Genomic DNA, 24,737 nt, shown 5'->3' on the forward strand with positions numbered 1-24,737 from the left:
TCAGTGGCGAGGGGTTGGACCGTTGTCCTCGTCGGGTGCGTTGCTCGCTCCGCCGGCGGCCGGGCCCTCGTCCGTCGGCCCGCTGGTCGCCTGCGGCTCCTCCGCGCCCGGCTCCTCGGGGCTCGGCCCGTCCGGCCGGCGTCGCGGCCGGTCGAGGCTGGCGAGGAACTCGGGGTCGTCGTCGGGTGCCACCGGCCGCGGGGCCTGCGCGCGCGGCGTCGGACGGCTGGGGAAGCCGCCGGACGGCGACGGCTGCCCGGGCCGCGCGGTCCGTCCCACCTGGCGGCCCGCCCGGCTGACGACGAGCCACGCGAGCGCCCCGGCCCCGGGGAACACGACGATGAGGATGACCCAGATCGCCTTCGGGAGGCCGACGGGCATGTCGCTGTCCTCGTAGCGCACGCAGTCCACGAGCGCGTAGATGACCAGCGCGAGCAGCAGGACGAACGGGAGGTATCGCATATCACGACCAGCCTAAGCGTTCGGAGCCGGTGCGTTGGGCCGGACCGTCCCATTCCGCCGACAGCGCAGTCCGCGACGGCCCCGCGGAGGGTCCGCCCGGAGGCGACGTATTCTGCTGGGGTGCCGATCCTGCGATACACGCTCCTGCGCCTGGCGGTGCTCGCCGGGGCCTTCGCCCTCCTGTGGCTACTCGGGTTCCGGGGGTGGCTGCTCGCCGTCGTCGCCGTGGTCGTCGCCGCCCTCGTCTCGTTCCTCGCCCTCCCGCGGCACGCGAACGAGGCCGCGGCCGTCATCGCCCGCCGACGTGAGGGCAGGGGCGCGCCGAGGACGGTCGACAAGGACATCGCCGACGACGAGGCGGAGGAGGACGCGCTCCTCGACGGCGAGGACGACCCCCACCGCTGACCGTGCTCGCCCGGAGGCTCGGCGGGGAGGCTCCTTCGGCGGGCCGGCTAGAGCAGCAGCCCGAGGCCGAGCAGGACGCCGTAGCCGAGCTCGAGCAGCCCGGTGTCGCGCAGCACGGTGATGAGGTCGCGCCCCACCGCACCGGCGAGCACGATCAAGGCCAGCCGCACGACGACGGGCACGAGCAGCAGGGTGAGCAGCGCCCACGGGTGCGCCGGCGCGAGCGGCAGGACGAGCACGAGCGGCAGGACCAGCATGGCGACGTAGGTCAGCCGGGCGCGTCGGTCCCCGAGGCGCACGGCGAGCGTGCGCTTGCCGGACACGGTGTCCGTCGGGATGTCCCGGACGTTGTTGACCATGAGCAGGGCGCAGGCGATGAGCCCGATCCCCACCGCACCGGCGACCGCCGCCCAGGACACCTGCAGCGCCTGGGTGTAGGTCGTGCCGAGGGTGGCGACGAGGCCGAAGAAGACGAACACACCCACCTCGCCGAGCCCGCGGTAGCCGTAGGGCCTGCTGCCGCCGGTGTATCCCCAGGCGGCGAGGACGCTCACCGCCCCGACCGCGACGAGCCACCACGTCCCGGCCAGCGCGCACAGGACGAGGCCGAGCACGGCCGCGACACCGAAGAAGCCGAACGCCGCGAGCTTGACCGTCCGCGGTGCTGCTGCGCCCGAGCCGGTGAGCCGCGGGGGGCCGGTGCGGTGGTCGTCGGTGCCACGGACGCCGTCGGAGTAGTCGTTGGCGTAGTTGACCCCGATCTGCAGGGCCAGCGCGACGCCGGCGGCGAGCAGGGCCCGTGGCACGGAGCCCGCGTCGAGGGCGAAGGCGGCGCCGGTGCCGACGAGGACGGGTGCGGCGGCGGCGGGGAGGGTGCGGATCCGGGCGCCTTCCACCCAATCGGCGAACGTGGCCATGGAGCTCCTTGCTGAGGGACGGCGTCAAGCGTATCTGCGCCGAGCGCGGCGTCAGCCCATCAGCTCCGTGCGGGGGTCGCGGGCAGCGAGCAGGTCGCGGGCGAGGGCGGCGGCGGCGATCCGGTCGACCTTCCCGGGCCCGCGCAGCGGCAGCTCGCCGACGTGCACCAGGGCCCGTGGCGCGAGGTGGCGACCGAGGAGGCCGGCGACGTGGTCGCGCACCCGCGCGAGGCCGGGAGCGCCGTCGCCGCTGACGACCGCCGTGACGAGCGCCCCCCAGTGGTCGTCCGGCACGCCGACGACCACGACGTCCCCCACCCCGGCGAGCTCACCCAGGGCCTGCTCGACCGCGGCGGCCGAGACGTTGACGCCGCCGCTGATGATGACGTCGTCGAGCCTGCCCAGCACCGTGAGGACGCCGTCGGCGAGCACGCCGCGGTCGGCGGTCCGCAGCCAGCGCCGGCCGGACCGCTCGGGGAAGGACTCCCGGTCGGCCCGCTCGTCGTCGAGGTAGCCCCGCGCCAGGACCGGGCCGGCGATCCAGATCCGGGAGTCGGCGTCGACCTCGACCTCCACCCCGTCGAGGGGGACGCCGTCGTAGACGCAGCCCCCGCCGGTCTCTGTCATGCCGTACGTCGTGACGACGGGCAGGCCGGCGTCGCGGGCCGCGTCGAGGAGCGAGGCCGCCGTCCGGGCGCCCCCGACGAGGATCGCGGCGAGCGCCCTGAGCGCGCTGACGGCGTCGTCGTCGGCCATCACCCGCGCGAGCTGGGTGGGCACGAGGGAGAGGTAGCCGGGGACGTCCGCTCCCAGCTGCCGGACCGCCGACGCGAGCGCGGAGGCGCGGAAGCCGGTGGCCGTGTCGAGGACGACGGGCTCGGTGCCGGCGACGACCGAGCGGACGAGCACCTGGAGGCCCGCGACGTGGTGGACCGGCAGGCAGGCGACCCACCGGCCGGGTCCGGCGAGCCGCTCGTAGGTGGCACGGGCGGAGGCGACCAGGGCGGTGCCGTCGAGGGCGACGAGGTGGCCGGTCCCCGACGTGGACCCGGAGGTGGCGACGACGGCCGCGACACCCCGCGGGACCGGGAGCGTCGGCGGCTCGGGTCGCGACGGGTCGACCAGGCGCAGGGCCGGTCCGCTGCCGTCCAGCGCCCCGGGCAGGGCCGCCAGCAGCCCGGTGACCGCGTCCGCTCCCGTCCCGCCGGGACGCACGACGACGCGCCGGGACTCCTGGGACCTCATGCCGCCAGGGTAGGACGTCGGCGGAGGTACGGTGTCCCGGGCGATCTCCAGGAGGGGCGGATGACCGGACGACACCGATGGGCGGTGGTGCTGGCGACGGCGCTGCTCACCCTCACCGCCTGCACGTCCGCGCCGAAGTCCACCGAGCAGGTGACCGCGACACCGACGCCCACCCCGACGGCCACCCCGACGCCCGCGCCCGTCCCGACGTGGCCGCTCACCGGCGTGCCGGCGGAAGACCTGCAGGGGCGTCCGGCCATCGCGGTCAAGGTGGAGAACACCGCCATGGCACGTCCGCAGACCGGTCTGGGGGACGCCGACGTCGTGTGGGAGGAGATGGTCGAGGGCGGCATCACCCGCTTCAACGCCGTCTTCCACTCGACGCTGCCGGAGGTGGTGGGCCCGGTCCGCTCCCTGCGGCCGATGGACGCCGGCATCGTCGCACCGCTCGGCGGACCGCAGGTCGTCTCCGGCGGCCAGCCGATGTTCCTCGACTCGGTCCACGCCCAGGGCGTCCAGCTCATCTCCAACGACGCGGGGGACGCGGGCTTCTTCCGCAGCCCCGACCGCCGCGCACCCCACAACCTCTACGGGCGCCTCGCGGACCTCCTCCCGCAGGCGGCGGCGACCGAGCCGCCGCCGGAGCAGTTCGCCTTCGCCGCGGACGGCGAGGAGCCGACCGCCGTCCGCATCGGTGAGCCCGCGTCCGCCCTGCGCCTGCGCTTCCCGCAGACCGCACCGGGCTGGAGCTGGGACCCCGCGTCCGGGCGCTGGCTGCGCGACGAGAACGGCACGGCGTCGACCACGGTCGACGGCGAGGTGCTGGACGCCCGGAACGTCGTCGTCATGCGCGTGCAGATCGTCGCCTCCGCCGGCCTGGACCAGGCCGGGAACGCCGTCCCGGAGACCGTGATGACCGGGACGGGTGAGGCCCTGGTGGCCTCCGGCGGGCACACGGTGGCGGCGACGTGGACCAAACCGAGCGTCACCGACCCAGTGACGCTCACCACCGCCGACGGCGGCGTCGTCGAGCTGGCACCCGGCGCGACGTGGGTCGAGCTCGTGCCCGCGGACCGGGGCGGCGTCGAGGTCCAGCGCTGACGTCATGCGAAGGGCGGACGCAACTTCCCCCCTCGGCAGGACGCGAGCCGCGGCAAATCGATGCTGGAGGCCGATTCCCCGGCGCCTCCGGCGGGGCCATGCTGGTGACTGTGACCGCGCTCCACGAGCTTCTTCGATGATGCAGGGGGTGTGGCAGGCACGGTAACGGGGGGCGTGCCCGCCGAGCAGGAGTGGAGGCCTGCGCGACGCGGCACGTACGAGGCTGTACCCGCAGCGGCTGTCAGGGATGGAGGGCCCGGGCGCTGCGGGTACAGCCGCATTCCGGGACGGTTCGCGTCGCCTCCGGCCCGCTTCGTCGGTCAGTAGAAGTAGGGGAAGCGGGACCAGTCCGGGTCGCGCCGCTCGAGGAAGGCGTCGCGCCCCTCGGCCGCCTCGTCGGTCATGTAGGCGAGCCGGGTCGCCTCCCCGGCGAAGACCTGCTGGCCCGCCAGGCCGTCGTCGACCATGTTGAAGGCGAGCTTGAGCATCCTGATCGCCTGCGGGGACTTGCCCGCGATGGTGAGGGCGTACCCCAGCGCGGTGGTCTCCAGGTCCGCGTGGTCGACGACCTCGTTGACGACGCCCCAGCGCTCGGCGTCCTGCGCGGAGTACTCCCGCGCGAGGAAGAAGATCTCCCGCGCACGCTTGTCGCCGACCTGCCGCGCGAGCAGCCCGGAGCCGTACCCGGCATCGAAGGATCCGACGTTGGCGTCGGTCTGCTTGAACCGTGCGTGCTGGCGCGAGGCGATGGACAGGTCGCACACGACGTTGAGGGAGTGCCCTCCGCCGGCGGCCCACCCGCTCACGGCGGCGATGACGACCTTCGGCATCGTCCGGATGAGGCGCTGGACCTCCAGGATGTGCAGGCGTCCGGCGCGCGCCGGGTCGATCTGCTCGCGCCGCCGGGCAGTCTCCGCGTGCGGGTCGGCGTCGTCGGTCTCGTACCGGTACCCGTCACGGCCGCGGATGCGCTGGTCCCCGCCGGAGCAGAAGGCCCAGCCGCCGTCCTTGGGGCTCGGGCCGTTGCCGGTGAGGACGACGGCGGCGACGTCGGAGGTCATGCGGGCGTGGTCGAGCGCCCGGTAGAGCTCGTCGACGGTGTGGGGACGGAACGCGTTGCGGACCTCGGGCCGGTCGAAGGCGATGCGGACCGCGGGAAGGTCCGCGCCCTGCTCGTCGACGGCCCGGTGGTAGGTGAGGTCGGTGAGGTCGAATCCCTCGACGCGGCGCCACCGGCGCGGGTCGAAGGGCTGGTCGGGCTGCTCGGTCATGGCCGTCAGCCTATGCGGGGGCCGGGTGCCGACCGGCGCCCTATCCTCGGGGGCGTGTCCCTCCCGTCCGGCGCCCACGCCGTCCCGCCGCCCACGGCCGTCTACTCCACCCCGATGACCACCCGCTTCCGCGGCATCACCACGCGCGACGGCGTCCTGCTGCGGGGTGACGCGGGCTGGGGTGAGTTCTCCCCGTTCTGGGACTACGCCGACGCCGAGTGCCGCCCGTGGCTCGCCGCGGCGCTCGAGGCCGCCGACCTCGGCTGGCCCGCCCCGGTCCGCGACCGGGTCCCGGTCAACGTCACCGTGCCCGCCGTCGGGCCCGAGCAGGCCGCGGCGATCGTCGCCGCGAGCAGGGGCTGCCGCACCGCCAAGGTCAAGGTCGCCGAGCCCGGGCAGGACGTCGGCGAGGAGCAGGCGCGGCTCGAGGCGGTGCGCGACACCCTCGGCCCGGACGGCCTCGTCCGCATCGACGCGAACGCCGCGTGGGACCTCGACACGGCGCTCAGGCGACTCGCCCTGCTCGACCGCGCCGCCGGGGGCCTGGAGTACGCCGAGCAGCCGTGCGCCGCCGTCGAGGACCTCGCCACCCTGCGGCGCCGCACCGACGTGCCCATCGCCGCGGACGAGTCGATCCGCCGCGCCGAGGACCCGCTGGCCGTGCGGCGCGCCGAGGCGGCCGACGTCGTCGTCCTCAAGGTGCAGCCGCTCGGCGGGGTGCGCGCCTGCCTGCGGCTCGCGGAGGAGGTGGGGCTGCCGGTGGTCGTGTCCTCCGCGCTGGAGTCCTCGGTGGGGATCGCGGCCGGTGTCGCGCTCGCCGCCGCCCTGCCCGAGCTGCACCACGCGTGCGGGCTGGGGACCGTCCGGCTGCTCGAGCGGGACACCGTCCCCGCGCCGCTCGTGCCCCACGACGGTTACCTGCCGGTGACCGCGGCCGTCCCCACCGACGCCAGCCTCGCCGCCGTCGCCGCCCCGCCGGACGTCCACGACCGCTGGGCGGCCCGCCTGCGGGACGTCGCGGGGGCGGCCCGGTGAGCCGCGAGGCCCCGGCGGCGCTGCTCGCCCGCGAGGTCGTCACCGAGCTCGTGCGCGGCGGGGTGCGCCACGTCGTCCTCTCGCCGGGCTCGCGCAGCGCCCCGCTCGCCTACGCCCTGCTCGCCGCGCACGACGCCGGGTGGCTGCGCCTGCACGTGCGGGTCGACGAGCGCGTCGCCGGGTTCGTCGCCCTCGGGCTCGCCCGCGCCGACGGCGCGCCGGCCGCCGTCGTCACCACGTCCGGCACGGCCGTGGCCAACCTCCACCCGGCCGTCCTCGAGGCGGCGCACAGCGGCGTGCCCGTCGTCGTCCTCAGTGCCGACCGTCCCCACGAGCTGCGCCGCACCGGCGCGAACCAGACGACGGAGCAGGTGGGCATCTTCGCCGCCGCCCCCCGCTGGGAGGCCGACGTCCCGGCGGACACACCCCCCGGGGCGATCCGGCAGGTCGTGGTCCGGGCGCTCGCCGCGGCCACCGGTGCCCGGTCCGGTGACCCGGGGCCGGTCCACCTCAACCTCTCCTTCCGTGACCCGCTCGTGCCCACACACCCGTGGGACCCGGGTGCGGCGCCCGGGCGGCGCGACGTCGTCGCGTGGCGCGGACCGGGCGGCGTGGTCGACGTGCCGGCGGGCGGCCGGACCGTCGTCGTCGCCGGGGACGGCGCGGGCGCGGTCGCCGCCCGGCTCGCCGAGGAGGGTGGCTGGCCGCTGCTCGCCGAGCCCACGTCCGGTGCCCGGACCGGGCCGAACGCGGTGTCCGCCTACCGGCTGCTCCTCGCCGAGCTCGGGGACGAGGTCGAGCGCGTCGTCGTCGTCGGCCACCCCACGCTCTCCCGGCCGGTGAGCTCCCTGCTCGCCCGGCCGGACCTCGACGTCGTCGTCCTCGCGCCCACCGGCGCGGTGTGGCCGGACGTCGCCGGGACCGCGGGGCGGGTCGCCGGTGCGGTGCGCGTCGTCCCCGGGGCCGACGACGCCGGGTGGCTCGCCCGGTGGCGGCGGGCGGGTTCCGCCGCTGCGGCGGTGCTCGACGCCCACGCCGGGCTCGACGGGCTCACCGTCGCCCGGGCGGTCGCGGACGCGGCGGCCACCGACGGGCAGCCGGGTGTGCTGGTGCTCGGCTCCTCGATGACCGTGCGCGACATGGACCTCGCCGCCGCCCTGCCGACGGGTCTGCGACTCGTGGCCAACCGCGGCCTCGCCGGCATCGACGGCACGCTGTCGACGGCGACCGGGCTGGCCCTCGCGACCGGTGGGCCGGCGCGCGCCGTGGTCGGTGACCTCACCTTCCTCCACGACGCCGGCGCCCTGCTGCGCGGCGAGCTGGAGGAGGAGGTGGACCTGCAGGTCGTCGTCCTCAACGACCGCGGCGGCTCGATCTTCGCCACCCTCGAGCACGGTGCTCCCGAGCGGGCCGCGACCTTCGAGCGGGTCTTCGGCACGCCGCAGGCCGTCGACGTCGCGGCCCTCAGCGCGGCGTACGGGGCGCGCCACACCCTCGTCCGCAGCGAGGAGGACCTCGCCGCGGTGCTCGCCGCGCCGGTGAGCGGCAGGTCCGTCGTCGAGGTGCTGCTCGACCGCTCCCGGGTGCGCGAGCAGCGGGCCCAGTTGTCGGAGCAGGTCACCGAGGCGGTGCGGCGGGCGCTCGCGTAACCCTGCGCGACCGGACCACCGGCGACCCGGCCCCAAGTCCCCCCGGTCCCCCGGTCCCCAGGCCCAGAGGGGACCGTGCGCCCGCTCTCGAACTGTGCGCCCAGTAGAGCGGGCGCACAGTTCGAGAGCGGGCGCACGGTCCGGTGCAGGCGGGCTTTCGGTCCCCGCCCTAGCGGCCGGTGAGGCGACGGCGGTCGTCGGGCAGCCGGCGGGTGCGGCCGGTGCGGTCGAGGTGGGCGAGCAGGGGCAGCACGACCCGTCGGCTGGTGCCGAGGTGCTGTCGCGCCTCGCTCACCGTGAAGGGCTGAGGGAGCCCGCCCAGCCGCTCGACGGCGAGGTCGTCCGCGCCGGCGAGGAGCAGCACCCCGGGAGCGGGACGCAGCAGGAGGCCGGCGCGCACGGCTGCTGCCTGGACCTTGGCGTCCAGCCCGAGCGCCGCGAGCTCGTCGGCGCCCGGAGCCGCGAACGGGTCCGGTGCCAGCCGGCCGCGCAGGGCGCCCACCGCCGTGAGGACGTCGGCAGGGACGGCGTCGGCGTCGGGGAGCCGCACCCGGCCCGCCTCCACGCGGAGCGACGGGACCACCACGGCCGCGACGACCTCCGGGCCCGGCAGCCCCAGACGCTCGGCGAGCGCCGCGAGCGTGAGCGGCGGCTCCAGCGGCGCGGACGACGCATGTCCCCGCACGACGTCCTCCGCCGCCCGGGCTGCCTCCGCGGCGCGGGCGGGGCTGAGCAGCCAGTCCTCGGCCGCCACCACGCCGTCGGGCAGGTCCCCGGCCGGCACACCGATCCGGGTGAGGAGCGCGGCGGAGACCACACCCCGCCGGTCGAGCTCGGCCGCGAGGTCCGCCCGGCCGTCGGCACCGGCCAGGGCCCGGGCGCGTGCCCGCGCGGCACCCCGCCGCCCCAGCGGCGGGGGAGCGGGGTCGAGCACCGTGACCGCCCACAGCCGCCGGGTGCCCGGGTCGCGCAGGAGCGCACGGTCCCCGACGCGCAGCGGCAGCGGGCGTCCCACGGTGAGGCGGGACAGCCCCTCGCCCAGGGGTCGGTGGTGGGCGGCGAGCACCGCGGAGCCGATGTGGAGCAGCGGCCGCTGCGGCGGCTCGCCGGTGCCGAGCCGAGCGGGGCCGAGCCGCACGTCGAGCACCTCGGTGTGGTGCCACGCCCCCGGGGTGACGAGCACGTCGGAGCGCTCCACGTCGCCGGACAGGTTGAGGGCCACCCGTGCCACGCCGGTCGCCACCCCCACCGGCCGCCCGAGCGACTGAACCTCGCGGACCCGGTGCTCACCGTGCGCCGACCGCAGCCTGTCCCCGGCACCCACCCGGCCCGCCGGCAGCGTGCCGGTCACGACGGCACCGGCGCCCGTCATGGTGAAGCTGCGGTCCACCCACAGCCGGACGGGCTCCTCGGGTGAGGGCTGCGGCAGGCCCGCGACCATGTCCCCGAGCGCACGGCGCAGCTCGTCCAGGCCGTCCCCGGTGCGCGCGCTGACGGCCACCGCGCGGACGCCCCGGAGCGAGGTCGCCCCCAGCTCCGCCAGCGCCCGCGCGCGGGCCGGGGCGGGGTCCGCGAGGTCCGCGCGGGTCACGGCGAGGACCCCGTGCTCCACGCCGAGCGCGTCGAGGGCGGCGAGGTGCTCGGCGGCCTGCGGCATCCACGGGTCGTCCGCGGCGACGACGAACAGCACGGAGGGCACCGGGCCGAGGCCGGCCAGCGTCGTCGTGATGAACCGCTCGTGGCCGGGGACGTCGACGAAGGCGACCTTACCGGCGCCGGGCAGCGTCGTCCACGCGTAGCCGAGCTGGATCGACAGGCCGCGCCGCCGCTCCTCCTCCAGCCGGTCCGGCTCGGTGCCGGTGAGGGCGGTGACGAGGGCGGACTTGCCGTGGTCGACGTGCCCCGCCGTGGCGACGACGTGCATCACGTGCGCCCGGAGGCGGCCACCGCCCGGAGCGCCCCGAGGAGCACGGCGTCCTGCTCGGGCGGCACGGCGAGCAGGTCGAGCAGCAGCCGGCCGCGGTAGGAGCGACCGAGGACGGGCGTCCGGCCGGTCCTCAGCGGGACCGCCCAGGCCTCGTCCACGGCCACCGCGGCGCTCGCGAGATCGACGCCGGGTGCGCCACCGCCTCCGACGGCAGCCACGCTCTCCACCGCCTCCGCCGCGAAATCCGGCGCCAGCGCGGAGGCGAGTGCCCGCGCGCGGCGCAGCAGCTCCGCCGGGTCGGTGCCGAGGGCCGCCGGCACCGGGGGCGGGGGCCCGACGAGGGTGGCCTCGAGAGCCGCGAGGGTGAGCTTGTCGACCCGCAGCGCGCGGGCGAAGGGGTGGCGTCGCAGGGCCGCGACGGCGCCGGCGTCACCGAGCAGCAGCCCGCACTGGGGGCCGCCGAGCAGCTTGTCCCCGGACGCGGTCACGACCGTGGCCCCCGCGCGCAGCGCCGCCGCCGCCGAGGGCTCGTCCGGCAGCCGCGGGTGCGGCGCGAGGAGACCCGAGCCGATGTCGGCGACGACGGGCACCGGCAGCGTCGCCAGCCGGTCGACAGGCACGCTCGAGGTGAAGCCGGTGACCCGGAAGTTGGACGGGTGGACCTTGAGCACGAAGGCGACGTCGTCGTCGACGGCGTCCGCGTAGTCCTCCAGCCGCACCCGGTTCGTCGTGCCGACCTCCCGCAGCCGGGCCCCGACGGACTCGACGAGCTCGGGGATGCGGAACCCGTCGCCGATCTCGACGAGCTCGCCGCGGGCGACGACGACCGAGCGGCCCGCCGCCCAGGCGAGCGCCACGAGGGCCAGGGCCGCGGCCCCGTTGTTGACGACGTGCACGCCGCCCGCGTCCGGCACGGCCCGCGCGAGCGCCTCCAGTGCACCCCGCCCGCGTCTGCCACGCCGCCCGGTGGCGAGGTCGAGCTCGACGTCCGTGGTCCCGGCCGCGACCTCCAGCGCGCGCACGGCAGCGGCCGACAGCGGCGCCCGGCCGAGGTTGGTGTGGACGAGCACGCCGGTCGCGTTGACGACGGGTCGCAGCGTCGTCGTCGTCGCCGGGAGCCTCCCGAGCGCGACGGCGACGACGTCCGCCGGCTTGACCCGTCCCTGCCGGCACTCCTCGATCGCCTGCCGGGCGGCGTCTCTCACGAGGGTCGCCCCGAGGCGCTCGGCCGCCTCGGCGAGTGCGGGGTCCGCGAGGACGGCGTCGGTGCGCGGCGTCGCGCGCCGAGGATCGGGCACCACGGGCCTCCCTGGGGTCGGTGGCGGAGGCGGACGGGAATCGAACCCGCCTGGCCGAGCTGCTCGACCACTACGGCTTTGAAGACCGCGCCCGTCACCAGACGAGGTACGCCTCCGCGTGCAGCCTAACCAGCAGCACGCCCCGCCACCCGCGAACCGGGCCCCGGCGGCGGGGAGGCGACGTAAGGTCGCCCGTGTGACGACCCTCACCTACCCCGAGCTCCGCCTCACCCAGCACGCCTCCGGAGGAGGGTGCGCGTGCAAGGTGCCGCCCGGCGAGCTCGAGCGGGTCCTCGGGGCACTTCCCGTGACCGCCCACCCCGACCTCCTCGTCGGGATCGAGAACGGCGACGACGGCGCCGCCGTCCGCATCGACGGGAGCCGCGCCGTCATCGCGACCGCCGACTTCTTCACCCCCGTCGTCGACGACCCCTACGACTGGGGACGCATCGCCGCCGCGAACGCCCTGTCCGACGTCTACGCGATGGGCGGGACGCCGATCGTGGCGGTCAACCTCCTGGCCTGGCCGCGGGACCGGATCCCCTTCGACGTCGCCGCCGAGGTGCTGCGCGGCGGCGCGGCGGTCTGCGCGGAGGCCGGCACCGTCCTCGGCGGCGGCCACAGCGTCGACGACCCCGAGCCGAAGTACGGGCAGGCGGTCACCGGGATCGCCGACGCCGACCGGCTGCTGCGCAACGACGCGGGGCGGGCCGGCCTGCCGCTCACCCTCACCAAGCCGCTGGGCCTGGGGGTCCTCAACAACCGGCACAAGGCCACCGGGGAGCACTTCGCGGAGGCGGTCGCCGTGATGACGGCCCTCAACCGGGACGCCTCGGTGGCGGCGCTCGCCGCGGGTGTCCGGGCCGCGACCGACGTCACGGGGTTCGGGCTGCTCGGCCACCTGTACAAGCTGGCCCGCGCCAGCGGGGTGAGCGCCGTCGTCGACTCCGCGGCGGTGCCCTACGTCGGCGGCGCCCGGGAGTCCTACGCCGCCGGCTACGTGCCCGGCGGCAGCCGGCGCAACCTGCAGTGGGTGCGCCCGCACCTCGCCTCCGACGTCGACGACGACGAGCTCGTCCTCCTCGCGGACGCCCAGACCTCCGGCGGGCTGCTCGTCGTCGGGGAGCTGCCCGGCCACCCCGTCATCGGCGAGCTCGTCCCCGCCGAGGAGTGGACCGTCCGCGTGCGCTGACGCGGCCCGGCGCCGCCCGGACCGGGACTGCGATCTTGCCGAGCGGTGGAGGACAGGACGGGCGCCATGTGCGGTGCGTCACGCCGCGATGGGCGCTACGGTGGCCGGACTCGGGAGGGGGTGGGCAGTGGCGACGTTCCTCAGCTGGCCCGTGCTGCGCCAGCTCACCGGCACCGACGTGCTCGGGCGCGGCAAGGCCGCCCGTTCGCGGCGCACCGAGGAGCTCGTCCCCCGCACCGCCACCGCGGACCGCGTGGCCCGTAGCGTCTGCCCCTACTGCGCCGTCGGCTGCGGGCAGCGGGTCTTCGTCAAGGACGAGAAGGTCGTCCAGATCGAGGGTGACCCGGACAGTCCCATCTCCCGGGGCCGGCTGTGCCCCAAGGGCTCGGCGAGCAAGAGCCTGGTGACGAGCCCCGACCGGCTGGAGAAGGTCCGCTACCGGCGTCCCTACGGCACCGAGTGGGAGGACCTCGACCTCGGCACCGCCGTCGAGATGATCGCCGACCGCGTCCTGACCACCCGGGCGGCGACCTGGCAGCAGACCGACGCCGACGGCCGCCACCTGCGCCGCACCATGGGCATCGCGGCGCTCGGCGGGGCGACCCTGGACAACGAGGAGAACTACCTCATCAAGAAGCTCTTCACCGCGATGGGCGCGGTGCAGATAGAGAACCAGGCCCGTATTTGACACTCCGCCACGGTCCCCGGTCTGGGGACCAGCTTCGGCCGAGGAGGGGCCACCAACTTCCAGCAGGACCTCGTCAACGCGGACTGCATCGTCATCCAGGGGTCGAACATGGCCGAGGCGCACCCGGTGGGCTTCCAGTGGGTGATGGAGGCCAAGCGGCGCGGCGCCAAGGTGATCCACGTCGACCCCCGGTTCACCCGCACGAGCGCGCTCGCGGACACATTCATGCCGATCCGCGTGGGTACCGACATCGTCTTCCTCGGCGCGGTCATCAACTACATCCTCAGCAACGAGCTCGACTTCCGGGAGTACGTGCTCGCCTACACGAACGCCGCGTCGATCGTGTCGGAGGACTTCCTCGACACCGACGACCTCGACGGGCTGTTCTCCGGCTTCGACCCCGCGACCCGCACCTACGACACCGCGACCTGGCAGTACGCCGGCGCCGAATCCACCGGCGAGGACGAGGGGGAGGCCGCCGCGGACCGCGCGACCGCCTCCGGTATGCAGCACGAGTCCCACGGCATGCCGGTGCCCGAGGAGCCGCAGCGCGACGAGACGCTGCAGGACCCGCGCACCGTCTACCAGGTGCTCAAGCGCCACTTCGCGCGGTACACCCCGGAGCTCGTCGAGGAGACGTGCGGGGTCAGCCCCGAGCAGTTCCACGAGGTCGCCGAGGCCTGGGTGGCGGCCTCGGGCCGCGAGCGCACCACCGCCCTGGTGTACAGCGTGGGCTGGACCCAGCACAGCGTGGGTGCCCAGTACATCCGCACCGGCTCGATCATCCAGCTGCTGCTCGGCAACATGGGGCGCCCCGGCGGCGGGGTCATGGCACTGCGCGGCCACGCGAGCATCCAGGGCTCCACGGACATCCCCACGCTCTTCAACCTGCTGCCCGGCTACCTCGTCATGCCCGACGCCGCGCAGCACCCCGACTTCGGGGCGTGGGTCGAGGACATGAGCATGCCCGGCAGGAAGGGCTTCTGGGGCAACGGCGCCGCCTACGCCGTCAACCTGCTCAAGGCGTACTGGGGTGAGGCCGCCACCGCCGAGACCGACTGGTGCTACGACTACCTGCCCCGAATCGACGGGGACCACGGCACCTACCGCACGGTGCTCGACATGATCGCCGGCACCGTCAAGGGCTACTTCCTGCTCGGGCAGAACCCCGCCGTCGGCTCCGCCCACGGCAAGGCGCAGCGGCTGGGCATGGCCCAGCTTGACTGGCTCGTCGTCCGGGACCTCTACGAGATCGAGAGCGCCTCCTTCTGGAAGGACTCCCCGGAGATCGAGACCGGGGAGATCGTCACCGAGGAGTGCGCCACCGAGGTGTTCCTCCTGCCGGCCGCCTCCCACGTGGAGAAGGAGGGCACCTTCACCCAGACCCAGCGGATGCTCCAGTGGCGTGAGCAGGCGGTCGAGCCCACCGGTGACCGTCGCTCGGAGCTGTGGTTCTTCTACCACCTGGGCCGGATCCTGCGGGAGCGGCTGGCGGCCGAGAACCTCGAGCGCGACCGCCCGCTGCTCGACCTCACCTGGGACTACCCGGTCCACGGCGAGCACGACGAGCCCAGCGCCGAGGCCGTCCTCAGGGAGATCAACGGCTTCGAGGTGGCGACCGGGCGGCCGCTGTCCACGTTCACCGAGATGCGGGACGACGGCTCCACCGCCGGCGGCTGCTGGATCTACACCGGTGTCTTCGCCGACGGTGTCAACCAGGCCGCCCGCCGCAAGCCCGGCTCCGAGCAGAGCCTGGTCGCGCCGGAGTGGGGCTGGGTCTGGCCCGCGAACCGGCGCATCCTGTACAACCGTGCCTCGGCCGACCCGGAGGGCCGCCCGTGGAGCGAGCGCAAGGCCTACGTCTGGTGGGACGAGGAGCTGGGGGAGTGGACGGGCCACGACGTCCCGGACTTCGAGCGGACCAAGCCGCCGTCCTACCGCCACGAGCCCGGCGCCGTCGGTGTCGACGGCCTGGACGGGACCGACGCGTTCATCATGCAGGGCGACGGCCGCGGCGCCCTGTTCGTCCCGAGCGGGCTCATCGACGGCCCGCTGCCCACGCACTACGAGCCCGTCGAGTCACCCTTCCGCAACGCGCTCTACGGGCAGCAGGCCAACCCCACCCGCATCGAGTACCGGGAGGCGGTCAACCCGATGCACCCCAGCCCGCCGACGGCAGGTGCGGACGTCTTCCCCTTCGTCTTCACCACGAGCCGGCTCACCGAGCACCACACCGCCGGCGCGATGAGCCGCACCCTGGAGTACCTGGCCGAGCTGCAGCCCGAGATGTTCGTCGAGGTCTCCCCTGCGCTCGCGCGGGAGCGTGGGCTCGAGCACCTGGGCTGGTGCCACGTGGTCACCGCCCGGGCCGCGGTCGAGGGACGCGTGGTGGTCACCGACCGGCTGCGCCCCCTGCGCGTCGCCGGCCGTGTCGTCCACCAGGTGTGGCTGCCCTACCACTGGGGGAGCAAGGGGCTGGTCACCGGCGACTCGACGAACGACCTCTTCGGCATCAGCCTGGACCCCAACGTGCTCATCCAGGAGACCAAGGCCGGCACCTGCGACATCCGCGCCGGCCGCCGGCCGCGGGGCCGGGAGCTGCTCGCGCTGCTCGACGGCTACCGCCGTCGCGCCGGGACGGACACCGCCCGCCCGATCGTCACCGCCGACCCGCGGGCCGTCACCCGCTCCGACGGTGGGGACGCCGCTCCGTACCGACCACTGGAGGGCAGCTGACATGGCCGGGAGGAACAGCCTCTTCGGGCCGGTGGACCCCGCGCTGGACGCGGGGTACGTCGACCCGCCGCCGCGCAAGGGCTTCTTCACCGACACGAGCGTGTGCATCGGCTGCAAGGCCTGCGAGGTCGCCTGCAAGGAGTGGAACCTCATCCCGGGTGGGGAGGACTACGACCTCCTGGGCATGTCCTTCGACAACACCGGCGCCCTGGGGGCCAACACGTGGCGCCACGTCGCCTTCATCGAGCAGCAGCGGCCCACGGTCAACCTCGGGATGCCCGGCAGCGGGCCGCCGGCCCCGACCGGCGGCCATGGGACGAGTATGCCGACCGGCACCGTGGGCTCCGCCTCGCAGACCGACACGGGCAGCGAGGACGGCCCGCTCATGGCCGACGAGGAAGGCGCGCAGGCCGACTTCCGCTGGCTCATGTCCTCCAACGTGTGCAAGCACTGCACGCACGCCGGCTGCCTGGACGTGTGCCCGACCGGGGCGCTGTTCCGGACCGAGTTCGGCACCGTCGTCGTCCAGGACGACGTGTGCAACGGCTGCGGGTACTGCGTCCCGGCCTGTCCCTACGGCGTCATCGAGCGGCGTCGCGGCCCAGCGGGCGCGCTCAACGTCGGTATCGCCCAGAAGTGCACGCTGTGCTACGACCGGCTGGGTGACGGGCTGCAGCCGGCGTGCGCGCAGGCCTGCCCGACGGCGTCCATCCAGTACGGGGACGTCGACGAACTCCGCGAGCGGGCCGAGCGGCGCCGCGCCGAGCTGCACGAGCAGGGGGTGGCCGAGGCGCGGCTCTACGGCCACGACCCCCACGACGGCGTAGGCGGCACCGGTGCGTTCTTCCTCCTGCTCGACGAGCCGGAGGTCTACGGGCTGCCGCCGGACCCTGTCGTCCCGACGCGCTACCTGCCACAGATGTTCAACCGGGCCACCGCCGCCGCCGGCGCACTGCTCGCCGCCGCGGCGCTCTCCTTCGTGGGGAAGCGGTGAGCGCGTCGAGCAGGCGCCCGCGCACGCGGCGCGACCGCGCCGAGGCTCAGCCCGTCCCGGAGGCCGAGTTCACGTCCTACTACGGGCGCCAGGTGGTCAAGCCCGCGCCGTGGGACGTGCGGATCCCGCTGTACATGTTCGCCGGCGGCCTCGCCGCCGGCGGCTCGCTGCTCGCGGCCGGTGCCCAGCTCACCGGCCGTCCGGCGCTGCGCCGGACGGGCCGGCTCTCGGCGGCCGGGGCGCTCGGCGTCAGCCTCGCCGCGCTCGTCAGCGACCTCGGCCGGCCCGAGCGCTTCCTCAACATGCTGCGCACCGTCAAGCTCACCTCGCCGATGTCCGTGGGCACCTGGCTGCTCAGCCTCTACGGCGCACCGGCCGCCGTGGCCGCCCTCGACGAGGTCGTCGGGCTGCTCCCCGTGCCCGCGGACGCCAGGGCGGTCCGGCTGCTGCGGGTCGTCGGGCCGCCCGCCGGTGTGGCGGCTGCGCTCACCGCGCCGCCCGTCGCGGCGTACACCGCCGTGCTCCTCTCGGACACGTCCACCCCGTCCTGGCGCGAGGCCTACCGCGAGCTGCCCTTCGTGTTCTGCGCGTCGGCGGCGGCGGCCGCGGGCGGCATGGGCATGGCGGTGACGTCGGTCGCCCAGGCGGCGCCCGCCCGCCGGCTGGGGGCGCTCGGCGCCGTCGTCGAGCTGGTGGCGGAGCAGGTGATGGAGCGCTCGATGGGCCTGACGGCGGAGCCGCTGCACACGGGCAGGGGCGGGTCCTACATGCGTGCCGCCAAGGTGCTGACGGCGGCGGGAGGGCTCGGTGCGCTGGTCCTCGGTGGCCGCCGGTGGGGTGCCGTCCTCAGCGGGGCGGCGCTGGTCGGGGGGTCGTTCTGCACCCGGATGGGGATCTTCGAGGCGGGTCAGGCCTCGGCCCGCGACCCGAGGTACACCGTCGTCCCCCAGCGCGAGCGGCTCGAGCGCGGTGAACCGGTGCGCTTCACCCCGCGAGGCGCAGGAGCTCACACGGACGCGGAAACCGGGGCCTGACACCGCCCCGGGGCGCCCCTAGACTCGGCCCGAGCCGACGAGAGGGACGCGACGTGGAGGTCATCACCGGCGGGATCACCATCCTGCTCCTGGGCTTCGTCACCCGCCGGCTGCTCGGTGTCCCGGTGGGCTGGCCGCGCACGATCGTCGTCAGCCTCACCGTCCTCAGCGTCATGGGGGGCGTCGGTGCGCGCCTGGGCAACGACCTCGGCTGGATCGACGCCCAGCGCCAGCTCACGCCCGGCACCGACCCGCTGGCGATGTCCCTCGTCTACGTCCTCGTCATGGCGTGGTCGGTCGCGGTCGGCCTGGGCGTGCTCGTCATCCTCGAGGCGATGGTGCCGACCGGCAGCCTTCCGTCGCCGGTCGGCGTGCTGCGCGACCTCCCGGCCCGCCAGCGACGGTCCCGTCGGTACGTGCGGATCGTCGCGATCGCGGCACGCCACGGGCTGGGGGGTTTCCTCCGCGCCCGCGGTCCTGTCCGGGTCGGTGACGACGCGCCCCGGGTGGCGCGCTCGCTGCGACTGGCCATGAGCGACGCCGGGGTCACCTTCGTCAAGCTCGGGCAGATGCTCTCCACCCGCCCCGACGTCGTCGGCCCGGCCTTCGCCGACGAGCTGGGCAGGCTGACGTCCCAGGTCGCGCCGCAGCCGTGGGCGGAGGCGGAACGGACGCTGCGGGAGGAGCTCGGCGCGCCCCCGGCCGAGGTGTTCGCCCACATCGACCCCGAGCCGCTCGCCGCCGCCTCGGTCGGCCAGGTGCACGCGGCCCGGCTGCACGACGGCTCGTCCGTCGTCGTCAAGGTCCAGCGCAGCGACGCGCGCCGGCAGGTCACGGCCGACCTGGACATCATGCGTCGGCTGGCGCGGCAGCTGGAGCGGAGCACCCGGTGGGCTCGCAGCCTGCGCGTCGTCGCTCTCACCGAGGGCTTCGCCGCCAACCTCGACGAGGAGCTCGACTACCGGGTCGAGGCCGAGAACACCGAGGCCGTGCGCAGGGCGACCACCGGGACCGTCCAGGTGCCCCGCGTGCACCACGACCTCTCCGGCCCCCGGGTGCTCGTCATGGAACGCGCACGGGGCCGGGAGCTGAGCCGCGCCGGCACCGTCCTGGCGGGACTGGCACCGCCGGTTCGCGGCGAGCTCGCCCGTGCCCTGCTCGCGGCGGTCCTGCGGCAGATGTTCGGCACCGGGGTCTTCCACGCGGACCTCCACGCCGGCAACGTCCTGCTCGACGACGACGGCACGCTCACCCTGCTCGACCTCGGCTCCGTCGGGCGCCTGGACAAGGTCGCCCGCACGGCCCTCGGCCGGATGGTCCTGGCCGTCGACCGCGGCGACCCCGTGGCGGCGACGGACGCGCTCATCGACGTCCTCGGTCGGCCCCACGACCTCGACGACCGGGAGCTGGAGCGTGAGCTCGGCATCCTCGTCGTGCGTTACGGCAGCGGGCCGGCCGGTTCGACGCGCCTCTTCGGTGACCTCATGTCCGTCGTCGTCCGGCACGGTTTCGCGGTACCCGCCCAGGTCGCGGCCGCCTTCCGGGCGCTCGCGGCGCTGGAGGGGACGCTGCGGCTGCTCGACCCGGACGTCGACGTCGTCGGAACGACCCGTGCGCTGGGTGAGGACCTCTTCGGCGACCGGCTCGAGCCCGCGCAGCTGCGCGCCGGCCTGGAGGAGCAGCTCATGCGTGTCCTGCCGGTGCTCGAGCGCCTGCCGCGCCGGATCGACGCGATCGCCGACGCCGCCCAGCACGGCGAGCTCCGCCTGGGCGTGCGGGTCCTCGCCGACCCCGCCGACCGCTCCTTCCTCACCGGGATCGTCAGCCAGCTGGTCATGACCCTGCTCGCCGGGGCGGCGGCGGTGTGCGCGGTCCTCCTCGTGCTCGCCGACGGCGGTCCCCTGCTCGCCGAGGGGGTGCGGCTGCTCCCGGTGCTCGGCGTCACGCTCTTCCTCTTCGCCTTCGTCCTCGCCGCCCGTGCGCTCGCACTCGCCTTCCGCCACACCGGCGAGCACGAGTGGGGCGCGCGGCCACGCCCGTGACCCGGGACGGGGCGCTCACACGATGCGCTCGGCCCCGGCGTAGACGTTCGCGGAGTCGCCGCGGCTGAAGCCCACGAGCGTCATCCCCACCTCCGTCGCGAGGTCGACCGACATCGCCGACGGCGCGCTCACCGCGGCGAGCACCGCGATGCCGGCCATGTGCGCCTTCTGCACGAGCTCGAAGGACGCGCGGCCGGAGACCTGCAGGACGCAGCGCCGCAGCGGCAGGCCCCGCTCGCGCAGCGCCCAGCCCACCACCTTGTCGACGGCGTTGTGCCGGCCCACGTCCTCGCGGAGGCAGACGAGCTCGGCCCGCCCCGCGTCGTCGAGCCGGAACAGGGCGGCCGCGTGCACGCCCCCGGTGTCCGCGAACAGCCGCTGCCGCTCCCGCAGTCGCTCGGTCATGGCGAGCAGCTCGGCGAGGGGCACCCGGACGTCGTCGGCGAGCGGGAAGCGGGAGGCGCGGGTGACGGCGTCGATCGAGGCGGTCCCGCAGATGCCGCACGAGCTCGAGGTGTAGACGTGGCGCTCGTGGGAGCTGTCGGGTGGCGCGACACCCGCGGCCAGCCGGACGTCGACGACGTTGTAGCTCAGTGTCCCGTCGGCGTTGACACCCGGCCCGTAGCCGACGGCAGCGACGTGGTCGGCCTCCCAGACCACGCCCTCGGAGACGAGGAAGCCGAGGGCGAGATCGAAGTCCTCGCCGGGTGTGCGCATGGTCACCGTCCACGCCCGGCCGTCGACCCGCAGCTCCATCGGCTCCTCACCGGCGAGGACGTCGCTGCGGCCGCGGCTCGTGCCGTCGAGGTTCATCCGCACGACACGATGACGCCTGGTCCGTCGCACCCGTCCTCCTCGCCCGCGGCCGTGGGTGCCGATCGTATCCGCGGCGCCGCCGTGCCCGCCCGCTGTCGACGTGCTCAGCAAGCTCCCAGGCTCCCGTCAGAACGACACCAGGTCGGCGGTGTTCCCTGGTCCCAGGACGCACGAAGGAGGAGACATGTCGGAGCACAGCACGGACGGCGCCGCGCGCCTCGCCCGGATCGAGCGGGAGCGCCGCGAGCACGAGGCGAGGGTGCGCGCGGAGACGGCCCGCGAGGCCGGCGGCGCCCGGGAGGCCGCGCCGGTCACCGCCCCGGAGGCGCACCGGCCCGCGGTGACGGCGGAGCAGGAGTCGCGCGATCAGGAGCCGTACCGGCCCGCGGCGACGGAGCGGGCCCGCCGCGAGCAGGAGGAGGTCGACGCGCTGCTGCTGGGCGGGAGCGCGCCCGGCGAGTCGCCTGCCGCGACCCCCGGCCCGGCCGCGTCCCCCGCCGCACCGGACCCCGCGACGCGGGTGCCCTTCGCCGGTGAGCGGCCGGTGCTGCACCAGGTGCCCCCGCGCCAGACGTCCCCGTACCAGGTTCCGCGGGAGCGACGGCGCGGCTGGGTGGCGGTCGGCGGGGCGGCGGCCACGGCCGCGCTCCTCGCCAGCCTCGGCACCGCCACGGTCACCGGTGCCTTCGAGTCCCCGGCCCTCGACCCGTCGACGACGGCGGCCCCCGCCCAGGTGGTCCCCGCGAGCTCGACGTCGACCACCCCGGACTGGCAGGCCGTCACGGCCGCGGTGCGGGACTCGGTCGTCGCGCTCGACGTCGTCACCGGCCGGGGCCAGGGGCAGGGCTCCGGCGTCATCATCGACACGGACGGCACCATCCTCACCAACAGCCACGTCGTCGCCGGCGCTCGCGAGGTGACGGTCACGCTGGCCGACGGCCGGCTCCACGAGGCGGAGCTCGTCGGCCAGGACGAGACGACCGACCTCGCGGTCGTCCGCCTCGTCGACCCACCCGCCGACCTCACCCCCGCGACGCTCGGCAGCTCCGCCGACCTCGCCGTCGGGCAGGCGGTGCTCGCCGTCGGCAACCCGCTGGGGCTGGACTCCACCGCGACCACCGGCATCATCTCCGCCCTCGACCGGCCCGTGGTCACCCAGAGCCGGACCGAGTCCGTGGTGACGAACGCGATCCAGGTGGACGCGGCCGTCAACCCGGGCAACTCCGGCGGGCCGCTGTTCGACGCCCGCGGGGAGGTCATCGGCATCAACAGCTCGATCGCGACGCTGTCCGGGGGTCAGCCCGCAGGCAGCATCGGCCTCGGCTTCGCGATCCCGGTGGACCAGGCCGCCGACGTCGCCGACCAGCTCGTCGAGGACGGGAGGGTCGAGCACGCCTTCCTCGGGGTGGCACTCAGCGACGCCACGGCCGAGGCCGACGGCATCACCCGTGCGGGCGCGCGCATCGAGAACGTCGAGCCCGGGTCGCCCGCCGCGGACGCCGGCCTCGAGCGGGGCGACGTCATCACCGCGGTCGACGGCCGCCCGGTCGACAGCTCTGCCGCCCTCACCGGCTACGTGCGGCAGTACTCCGCCGGTGAGGAGGCCGTGCTCGACGTCGTCCGGGACGGCGAGGTCCGCGAGCTGACGGCCGCCCTGGCCACCCGCGAGGTCCGCGCCTGACGCTCTGCGGTGCCCGACGACGGCTGCCGCCGGGCACCGGATGGGTCGCCCCTTCGGCTCCTCCTGACCTGCGCAGAGGGGCGGACGAGTACCGAAAGGGGCGACACACGCTGACGCAGGACCACGCTGACGCAGGACCACGCTGACGCAGGAATGCGCGGGAGCGGGGCTGCGCGGGCGCTCAGGACGTGAGCGCGGAGCGCATGGGGCGCAGCTTGGCCTCCGACTCGGCCGTCTCGGCGACCGGGTCGGAGGCCGCGACGATCCCGCAGCCGGCGAAGATGCGCACCGCACGGGGACCGGTGACCTCGCCGGAGCGCAGCGCGATGCCCCACTCGCCGTCACCGTCGGCACCCATCCAGCCGACGGGGGCGGCGTAGCGGCCGCGGTCCATCCGCTCGGCGGTCGCCAGGACCTCGACGGCGCGCGAGGTCGGGGTGCCGCCCACGGCGGCGGTCGGGTGCAGCGCGGCGGCCAGCGCCAGCGAGCTCGGCCCGTCGGACGAGGATCGGTCGATGACGCCGGTGACGTCGCTCGCCAGGTGCATGACGTTGGGCAGGTGGAGCACGAAGGGCGACTCGGGCACGTTGAAGCTCGAGCAGTACGGGCCCAGCGCGTCGGCGACGGACTCGACCGCCAGCTCGTGCTCCCCGAGGTCCTTGGACGAGCGCGCGAGCTCGGCGGCGTGCCGGAGGTCCTCGGCGTCGTCACCCGTCCGCTGGATCGTGCCGGCGAGCACGCGGCAGGCCACGAGGCCCTGGTCGCGGCGCACGAGCAGCTCCGGGGTGGCCCCGACGAGGGAGTCGACGGCGAAGGTCCAGCACGTCGGGTACTGGTCGGCGAGGTTGCGCAGCAGGTGCCGGACGTCGAGGTCCGCGGTGGTGCGGGCGACGACGTCGCGGGCCATGACGACCTTCTCGACCTCACCGGAGCGGATCGTGGCGATGACCTCGGCGACCGCCTGCTGCCACTCCTCGCTGGTGAGCGCGCCGTCGGTGAAGCTCACCTCACCGGGCGCCGTGACGGGCGTGACGTCGCCCCGGCTCTGTGCGAGCGAGGGCGTCGGCCCCAGTCCCGCGGGCCCGACGACGGTCAGCCAGCTGCGGCCGTCCCGGCGGCCGACGACGACCTGCGGCACGATCAGCGTGCCGCCGGACGCCGACCGGCGCGAGAAGGAGAAGGAGCCGAAGGCCACCGGCCCGGTGCCGGGCACGCGGACGTCGTCGCGCACCACCATCGACGCGGCCGTCCGTCGCCACCAGGCGTCCGCGTCGATCATCCGGGTCCGGCCGAGCGTGTCGACACGGGCCGCCACCCCCCACCCGACCAGGCCGTCACCGCGGCGCACCCAGCTCGCCGTCGTCGCGGCGTCGGGAGCCGGGAGGAGGTCGAGGAGGTCGCCGGGGTCGGCGATCGGGACGGTGCGCGCGAGCAGGGGGGCGCGCGCCGGGTCCCCGGCGGGTGCAGTGGACATCGCGGTGATCCTACGGTCAGCGGGTGGCGCGGTGCAGCGCGACGATGCCGCCGGAGAGGTTGCGGTAGGCCACCGAGCGCCACCCCGCGGCGGCGACGAGCCGCGCGAGCCCGCGCTGGTCCGGCCAGTCGGTGATGGACTCCGCGAGGTAGCCGTACGCGGGGGTGTTGGAGGAGACCAGCCGCGCCACCCGGGGCAGCACGTGCGTGAGGTACCAGGTGTAGAGCACCCGGAAGGGGCCGAACGTGGGCCGGGAGAACTCGCAGACGACCAGACGCCCGCCGGGCCTCGTGACGCGACGCATCTCACGCAGCGCGCGCTCGGTGTCGACGACGTTGCGCAGCCCGAAGGAGATCGTCACGACGTCGAAGGACTCGTCGGCGAACGGCAGCCGGGTCGCGTCACCGGCGACGAAGCTGAGGTCGGGCCGGCGGCGCTTGCCCACCCCGACCATCCCGGTGGAGAAGTCGCACGGCACGACGTCGATCCCGGCGTCGGCATAGGCCTCGCTGGAGGTGCCGGTCCCCGCGGCGAGATCGAGCACACGCATGCCCGGCTCGGCTGCGACGGCCCGCCGCGTCGCCACCCGCCACGCGCGGTCCTGCCACAGCGAGAGGATGTCGTTGGTCACGTCGTAACGACTCGCGACGGCGTCGAACATCCGGGCCACGTCGCGCGGCTGCTTGTCCAGGTCGGCTCGGCTCATGCGGGCCATTGTCCCAGGGCGGCGGGGTGCCGGCGGGTTAGGTGAGCCTTAGCAGATTGCCCGC

The 24,737-nt window shown here is 75.4% G+C and carries 19 protein-coding genes and 1 tRNA gene; 10 read left to right on the plus strand and 10 right to left on the minus strand.

Annotated features, from left to right (window positions below; all coding sequences use genetic code 11):
* On the minus strand, positions 1–462 hold the full coding sequence (locus VR894_RS01335; protein ID WP_324649499.1) for a PLD nuclease N-terminal domain-containing protein: 462 nt from the start codon (positions 460–462) through the stop codon (positions 1–3).
* A 120-nt stretch (positions 463–582) separates the two neighbouring features.
* Between VR894_RS01335 and VR894_RS01340 the strand changes: the two genes are divergently transcribed.
* Entirely contained in the window at positions 583–867 is a 285-nt protein-coding gene (locus VR894_RS01340; RefSeq protein WP_324649500.1) for a DUF4229 domain-containing protein, read from the plus strand.
* 47 nt (positions 868–914) lie between these two features.
* Here VR894_RS01340 and VR894_RS01345 read toward each other — a convergent pair whose 3' ends face one another.
* On the minus strand, positions 915–1,784 hold the full coding sequence (locus VR894_RS01345; RefSeq protein ID WP_324649501.1) for a 1,4-dihydroxy-2-naphthoate polyprenyltransferase: 870 nt from the start codon (positions 1,782–1,784) through the stop codon (positions 915–917).
* 51 nt (positions 1,785–1,835) lie between these two features.
* Positions 1,836–3,029 (minus strand): AMP-binding protein, encoded by a 1,194-nt coding sequence (locus tag VR894_RS01350; protein ID WP_324649502.1) that lies wholly within the window; start codon positions 3,027–3,029, stop codon positions 1,836–1,838.
* Between the two features lie 60 nt (positions 3,030–3,089).
* Here VR894_RS01350 and VR894_RS01355 point away from each other — a divergent pair, with 60 nt between their 5' ends.
* Positions 3,090–4,130: a DUF3048 domain-containing protein gene (locus tag VR894_RS01355; RefSeq protein ID WP_324649503.1), complete on the plus strand. Its 1,041-nt coding sequence runs from the start codon at positions 3,090–3,092 to the stop codon at positions 4,128–4,130.
* Positions 4,131–4,450: 320 nt separating this feature from the next.
* Here the strand turns inward: VR894_RS01355 and VR894_RS01360 are convergent, their stop codons facing one another.
* The gene (locus VR894_RS01360) at positions 4,451–5,401 is read right to left on the minus strand and encodes a 1,4-dihydroxy-2-naphthoyl-CoA synthase (RefSeq protein ID WP_324649504.1); all 951 of its coding nucleotides are present in this window, start codon (positions 5,399–5,401) and stop codon (positions 4,451–4,453) included.
* A gap of 54 nt (positions 5,402–5,455) precedes the next feature.
* Here VR894_RS01360 and VR894_RS01365 point away from each other — a divergent pair, with 54 nt between their 5' ends.
* Together VR894_RS01365 and menD are read left to right on the plus strand one after the other, a co-directional pair.
* A complete protein-coding gene (locus VR894_RS01365; protein WP_324649505.1) occupies positions 5,456–6,436 on the plus strand; it encodes an o-succinylbenzoate synthase in 981 nt (326 codons plus the stop codon).
* A complete protein-coding gene (menD, locus tag VR894_RS01370) occupies positions 6,433–8,085 on the plus strand; it encodes a 2-succinyl-5-enolpyruvyl-6-hydroxy-3-cyclohexene-1-carboxylic-acid synthase (protein WP_324649507.1) in 1,653 nt (550 codons plus the stop codon). The genes VR894_RS01365 and menD overlap by 4 nt, the downstream gene beginning before the upstream one ends.
* A gap of 169 nt (positions 8,086–8,254) precedes the next feature.
* On the opposite strand, the gene VR894_RS01375 is transcribed toward menD, so the two are convergent.
* The 3 genes from VR894_RS01375 to VR894_RS01385 form a co-directional block, all read right to left on the minus strand.
* Positions 8,255–10,009, minus strand: a complete 1,755-nt coding sequence (locus VR894_RS01375; RefSeq protein WP_324649508.1) for a SelB C-terminal domain-containing protein — start codon at positions 10,007–10,009, stop codon at positions 8,255–8,257.
* Positions 10,009–11,310: an L-seryl-tRNA(Sec) selenium transferase gene (gene selA / locus VR894_RS01380; RefSeq protein ID WP_324649509.1), complete on the minus strand. Its 1,302-nt coding sequence runs from the start codon at positions 11,308–11,310 to the stop codon at positions 10,009–10,011. The genes VR894_RS01375 and selA overlap by 1 nt, the downstream gene beginning before the upstream one ends.
* Before the next feature lie 21 nt (positions 11,311–11,331).
* Positions 11,332–11,426: transfer RNA gene (locus VR894_RS01385), tRNA-Sec, on the minus strand.
* Between the two features lie 80 nt (positions 11,427–11,506).
* Here VR894_RS01385 and selD point away from each other — a divergent pair.
* The 5 genes from selD to VR894_RS01410 all read left to right on the plus strand — a co-directional run bounded on the left by selD (position 11,507) and on the right by VR894_RS01410 (position 19,996).
* Positions 11,507–12,502, plus strand: coding sequence for a selenide, water dikinase SelD (gene selD, locus VR894_RS01390; protein ID WP_324649510.1), 996 nt, complete (start codon positions 11,507–11,509; stop codon positions 12,500–12,502).
* Positions 12,503–12,590: 88 nt separating this feature from the next.
* Positions 12,591–15,926 (plus strand): formate dehydrogenase, encoded by a 3,336-nt coding sequence (gene fdh, locus VR894_RS01395; protein ID WP_324649511.1) that lies wholly within the window; start codon positions 12,591–12,593, stop codon positions 15,924–15,926.
* 1 nt (position 15,927) lies between these two features.
* Positions 15,928–16,920 (plus strand): 4Fe-4S dicluster domain-containing protein, encoded by a 993-nt coding sequence (locus VR894_RS01400; protein WP_324649512.1) that lies wholly within the window; start codon positions 15,928–15,930, stop codon positions 16,918–16,920.
* Positions 16,917–17,954 carry an NrfD/PsrC family molybdoenzyme membrane anchor subunit gene (nrfD, locus tag VR894_RS01405; protein WP_324649513.1) on the plus strand — a complete coding sequence of 346 codons (1,038 nt, stop codon included), beginning with the start codon at positions 16,917–16,919 and terminating at the stop codon, positions 17,952–17,954. The genes VR894_RS01400 and nrfD overlap by 4 nt, the downstream gene beginning before the upstream one ends.
* A 53-nt stretch (positions 17,955–18,007) precedes the next feature.
* Entirely contained in the window at positions 18,008–19,996 is a 1,989-nt protein-coding gene (locus VR894_RS01410; RefSeq protein WP_324649514.1) for an ABC1 kinase family protein, read from the plus strand.
* A gap of 15 nt (positions 19,997–20,011) precedes the next feature.
* On the opposite strand, the gene fdhD is transcribed toward VR894_RS01410, so the two are convergent.
* The gene (gene fdhD / locus VR894_RS01415; RefSeq protein ID WP_324649515.1) at positions 20,012–20,842 is read right to left on the minus strand and encodes a formate dehydrogenase accessory sulfurtransferase FdhD; all 831 of its coding nucleotides are present in this window, start codon (positions 20,840–20,842) and stop codon (positions 20,012–20,014) included.
* Between the two features lie 154 nt (positions 20,843–20,996).
* On the opposite strand from fdhD, the gene VR894_RS01420 reads away from it, so the two are divergent.
* Positions 20,997–22,493 (plus strand): S1C family serine protease, encoded by a 1,497-nt coding sequence (locus VR894_RS01420; RefSeq protein WP_324649516.1) that lies wholly within the window; start codon positions 20,997–20,999, stop codon positions 22,491–22,493.
* Between the two features lie 181 nt (positions 22,494–22,674).
* Here the strand turns inward: VR894_RS01420 and VR894_RS01425 are convergent, their stop codons facing one another.
* Both VR894_RS01425 and VR894_RS01430 read right to left on the minus strand, forming a co-directional pair.
* Positions 22,675–23,967 (minus strand): isochorismate synthase, encoded by a 1,293-nt coding sequence (locus VR894_RS01425; protein ID WP_324649517.1) that lies wholly within the window; start codon positions 23,965–23,967, stop codon positions 22,675–22,677.
* Between the two features lie 16 nt (positions 23,968–23,983).
* The gene (locus VR894_RS01430; RefSeq protein ID WP_324649518.1) at positions 23,984–24,673 is read right to left on the minus strand and encodes a demethylmenaquinone methyltransferase; all 690 of its coding nucleotides are present in this window, start codon (positions 24,671–24,673) and stop codon (positions 23,984–23,986) included.
* Between the last annotated feature and the right edge of the window lie 64 nt (positions 24,674–24,737).

The organism is Georgenia sp. H159, from assembly GCF_035607575.1.
GTDB lineage: Bacteria > Actinomycetota > Actinomycetes > Actinomycetales > Actinomycetaceae > Oceanitalea.

Excerpts from the sequence above, each read along its gene's own strand:
- VR894_RS01335 (WP_324649499.1), bottom strand. The coding sequence starts at position 462 with ATGCGATACCTCCCGTTCGTCCTGCTGCTCGCGCTGGTCATCTACGCG.
- VR894_RS01345 (WP_324649501.1), bottom strand. The coding sequence starts at position 1,784 with ATGGCCACGTTCGCCGATTGGGTGGAAGGCGCCCGGATCCGCACCCTC.
- VR894_RS01350 (WP_324649502.1), bottom strand. The coding sequence starts at position 3,029 with ATGAGGTCCCAGGAGTCCCGGCGCGTCGTCGTGCGTCCCGGCGGGACG.
- VR894_RS01355 (WP_324649503.1), top strand. The coding sequence starts at position 3,090 with ATGACCGGACGACACCGATGGGCGGTGGTGCTGGCGACGGCGCTGCTC.
- VR894_RS01360 (WP_324649504.1), bottom strand. The coding sequence starts at position 5,401 with ATGACCGAGCAGCCCGACCAGCCCTTCGACCCGCGCCGGTGGCGCCGC.
- VR894_RS01375 (WP_324649508.1), bottom strand. The coding sequence starts at position 10,009 with ATGCACGTCGTCGCCACGGCGGGGCACGTCGACCACGGCAAGTCCGCC.
- VR894_RS01400 (WP_324649512.1), top strand. The coding sequence starts at position 15,928 with ATGGCCGGGAGGAACAGCCTCTTCGGGCCGGTGGACCCCGCGCTGGAC.
- VR894_RS01420 (WP_324649516.1), top strand. The coding sequence starts at position 20,997 with ATGTCGGAGCACAGCACGGACGGCGCCGCGCGCCTCGCCCGGATCGAG.
- VR894_RS01425 (WP_324649517.1), bottom strand. The coding sequence starts at position 23,967 with ATGTCCACTGCACCCGCCGGGGACCCGGCGCGCGCCCCCCTGCTCGCG.
- VR894_RS01430 (WP_324649518.1), bottom strand. The coding sequence starts at position 24,673 with ATGAGCCGAGCCGACCTGGACAAGCAGCCGCGCGACGTGGCCCGGATG.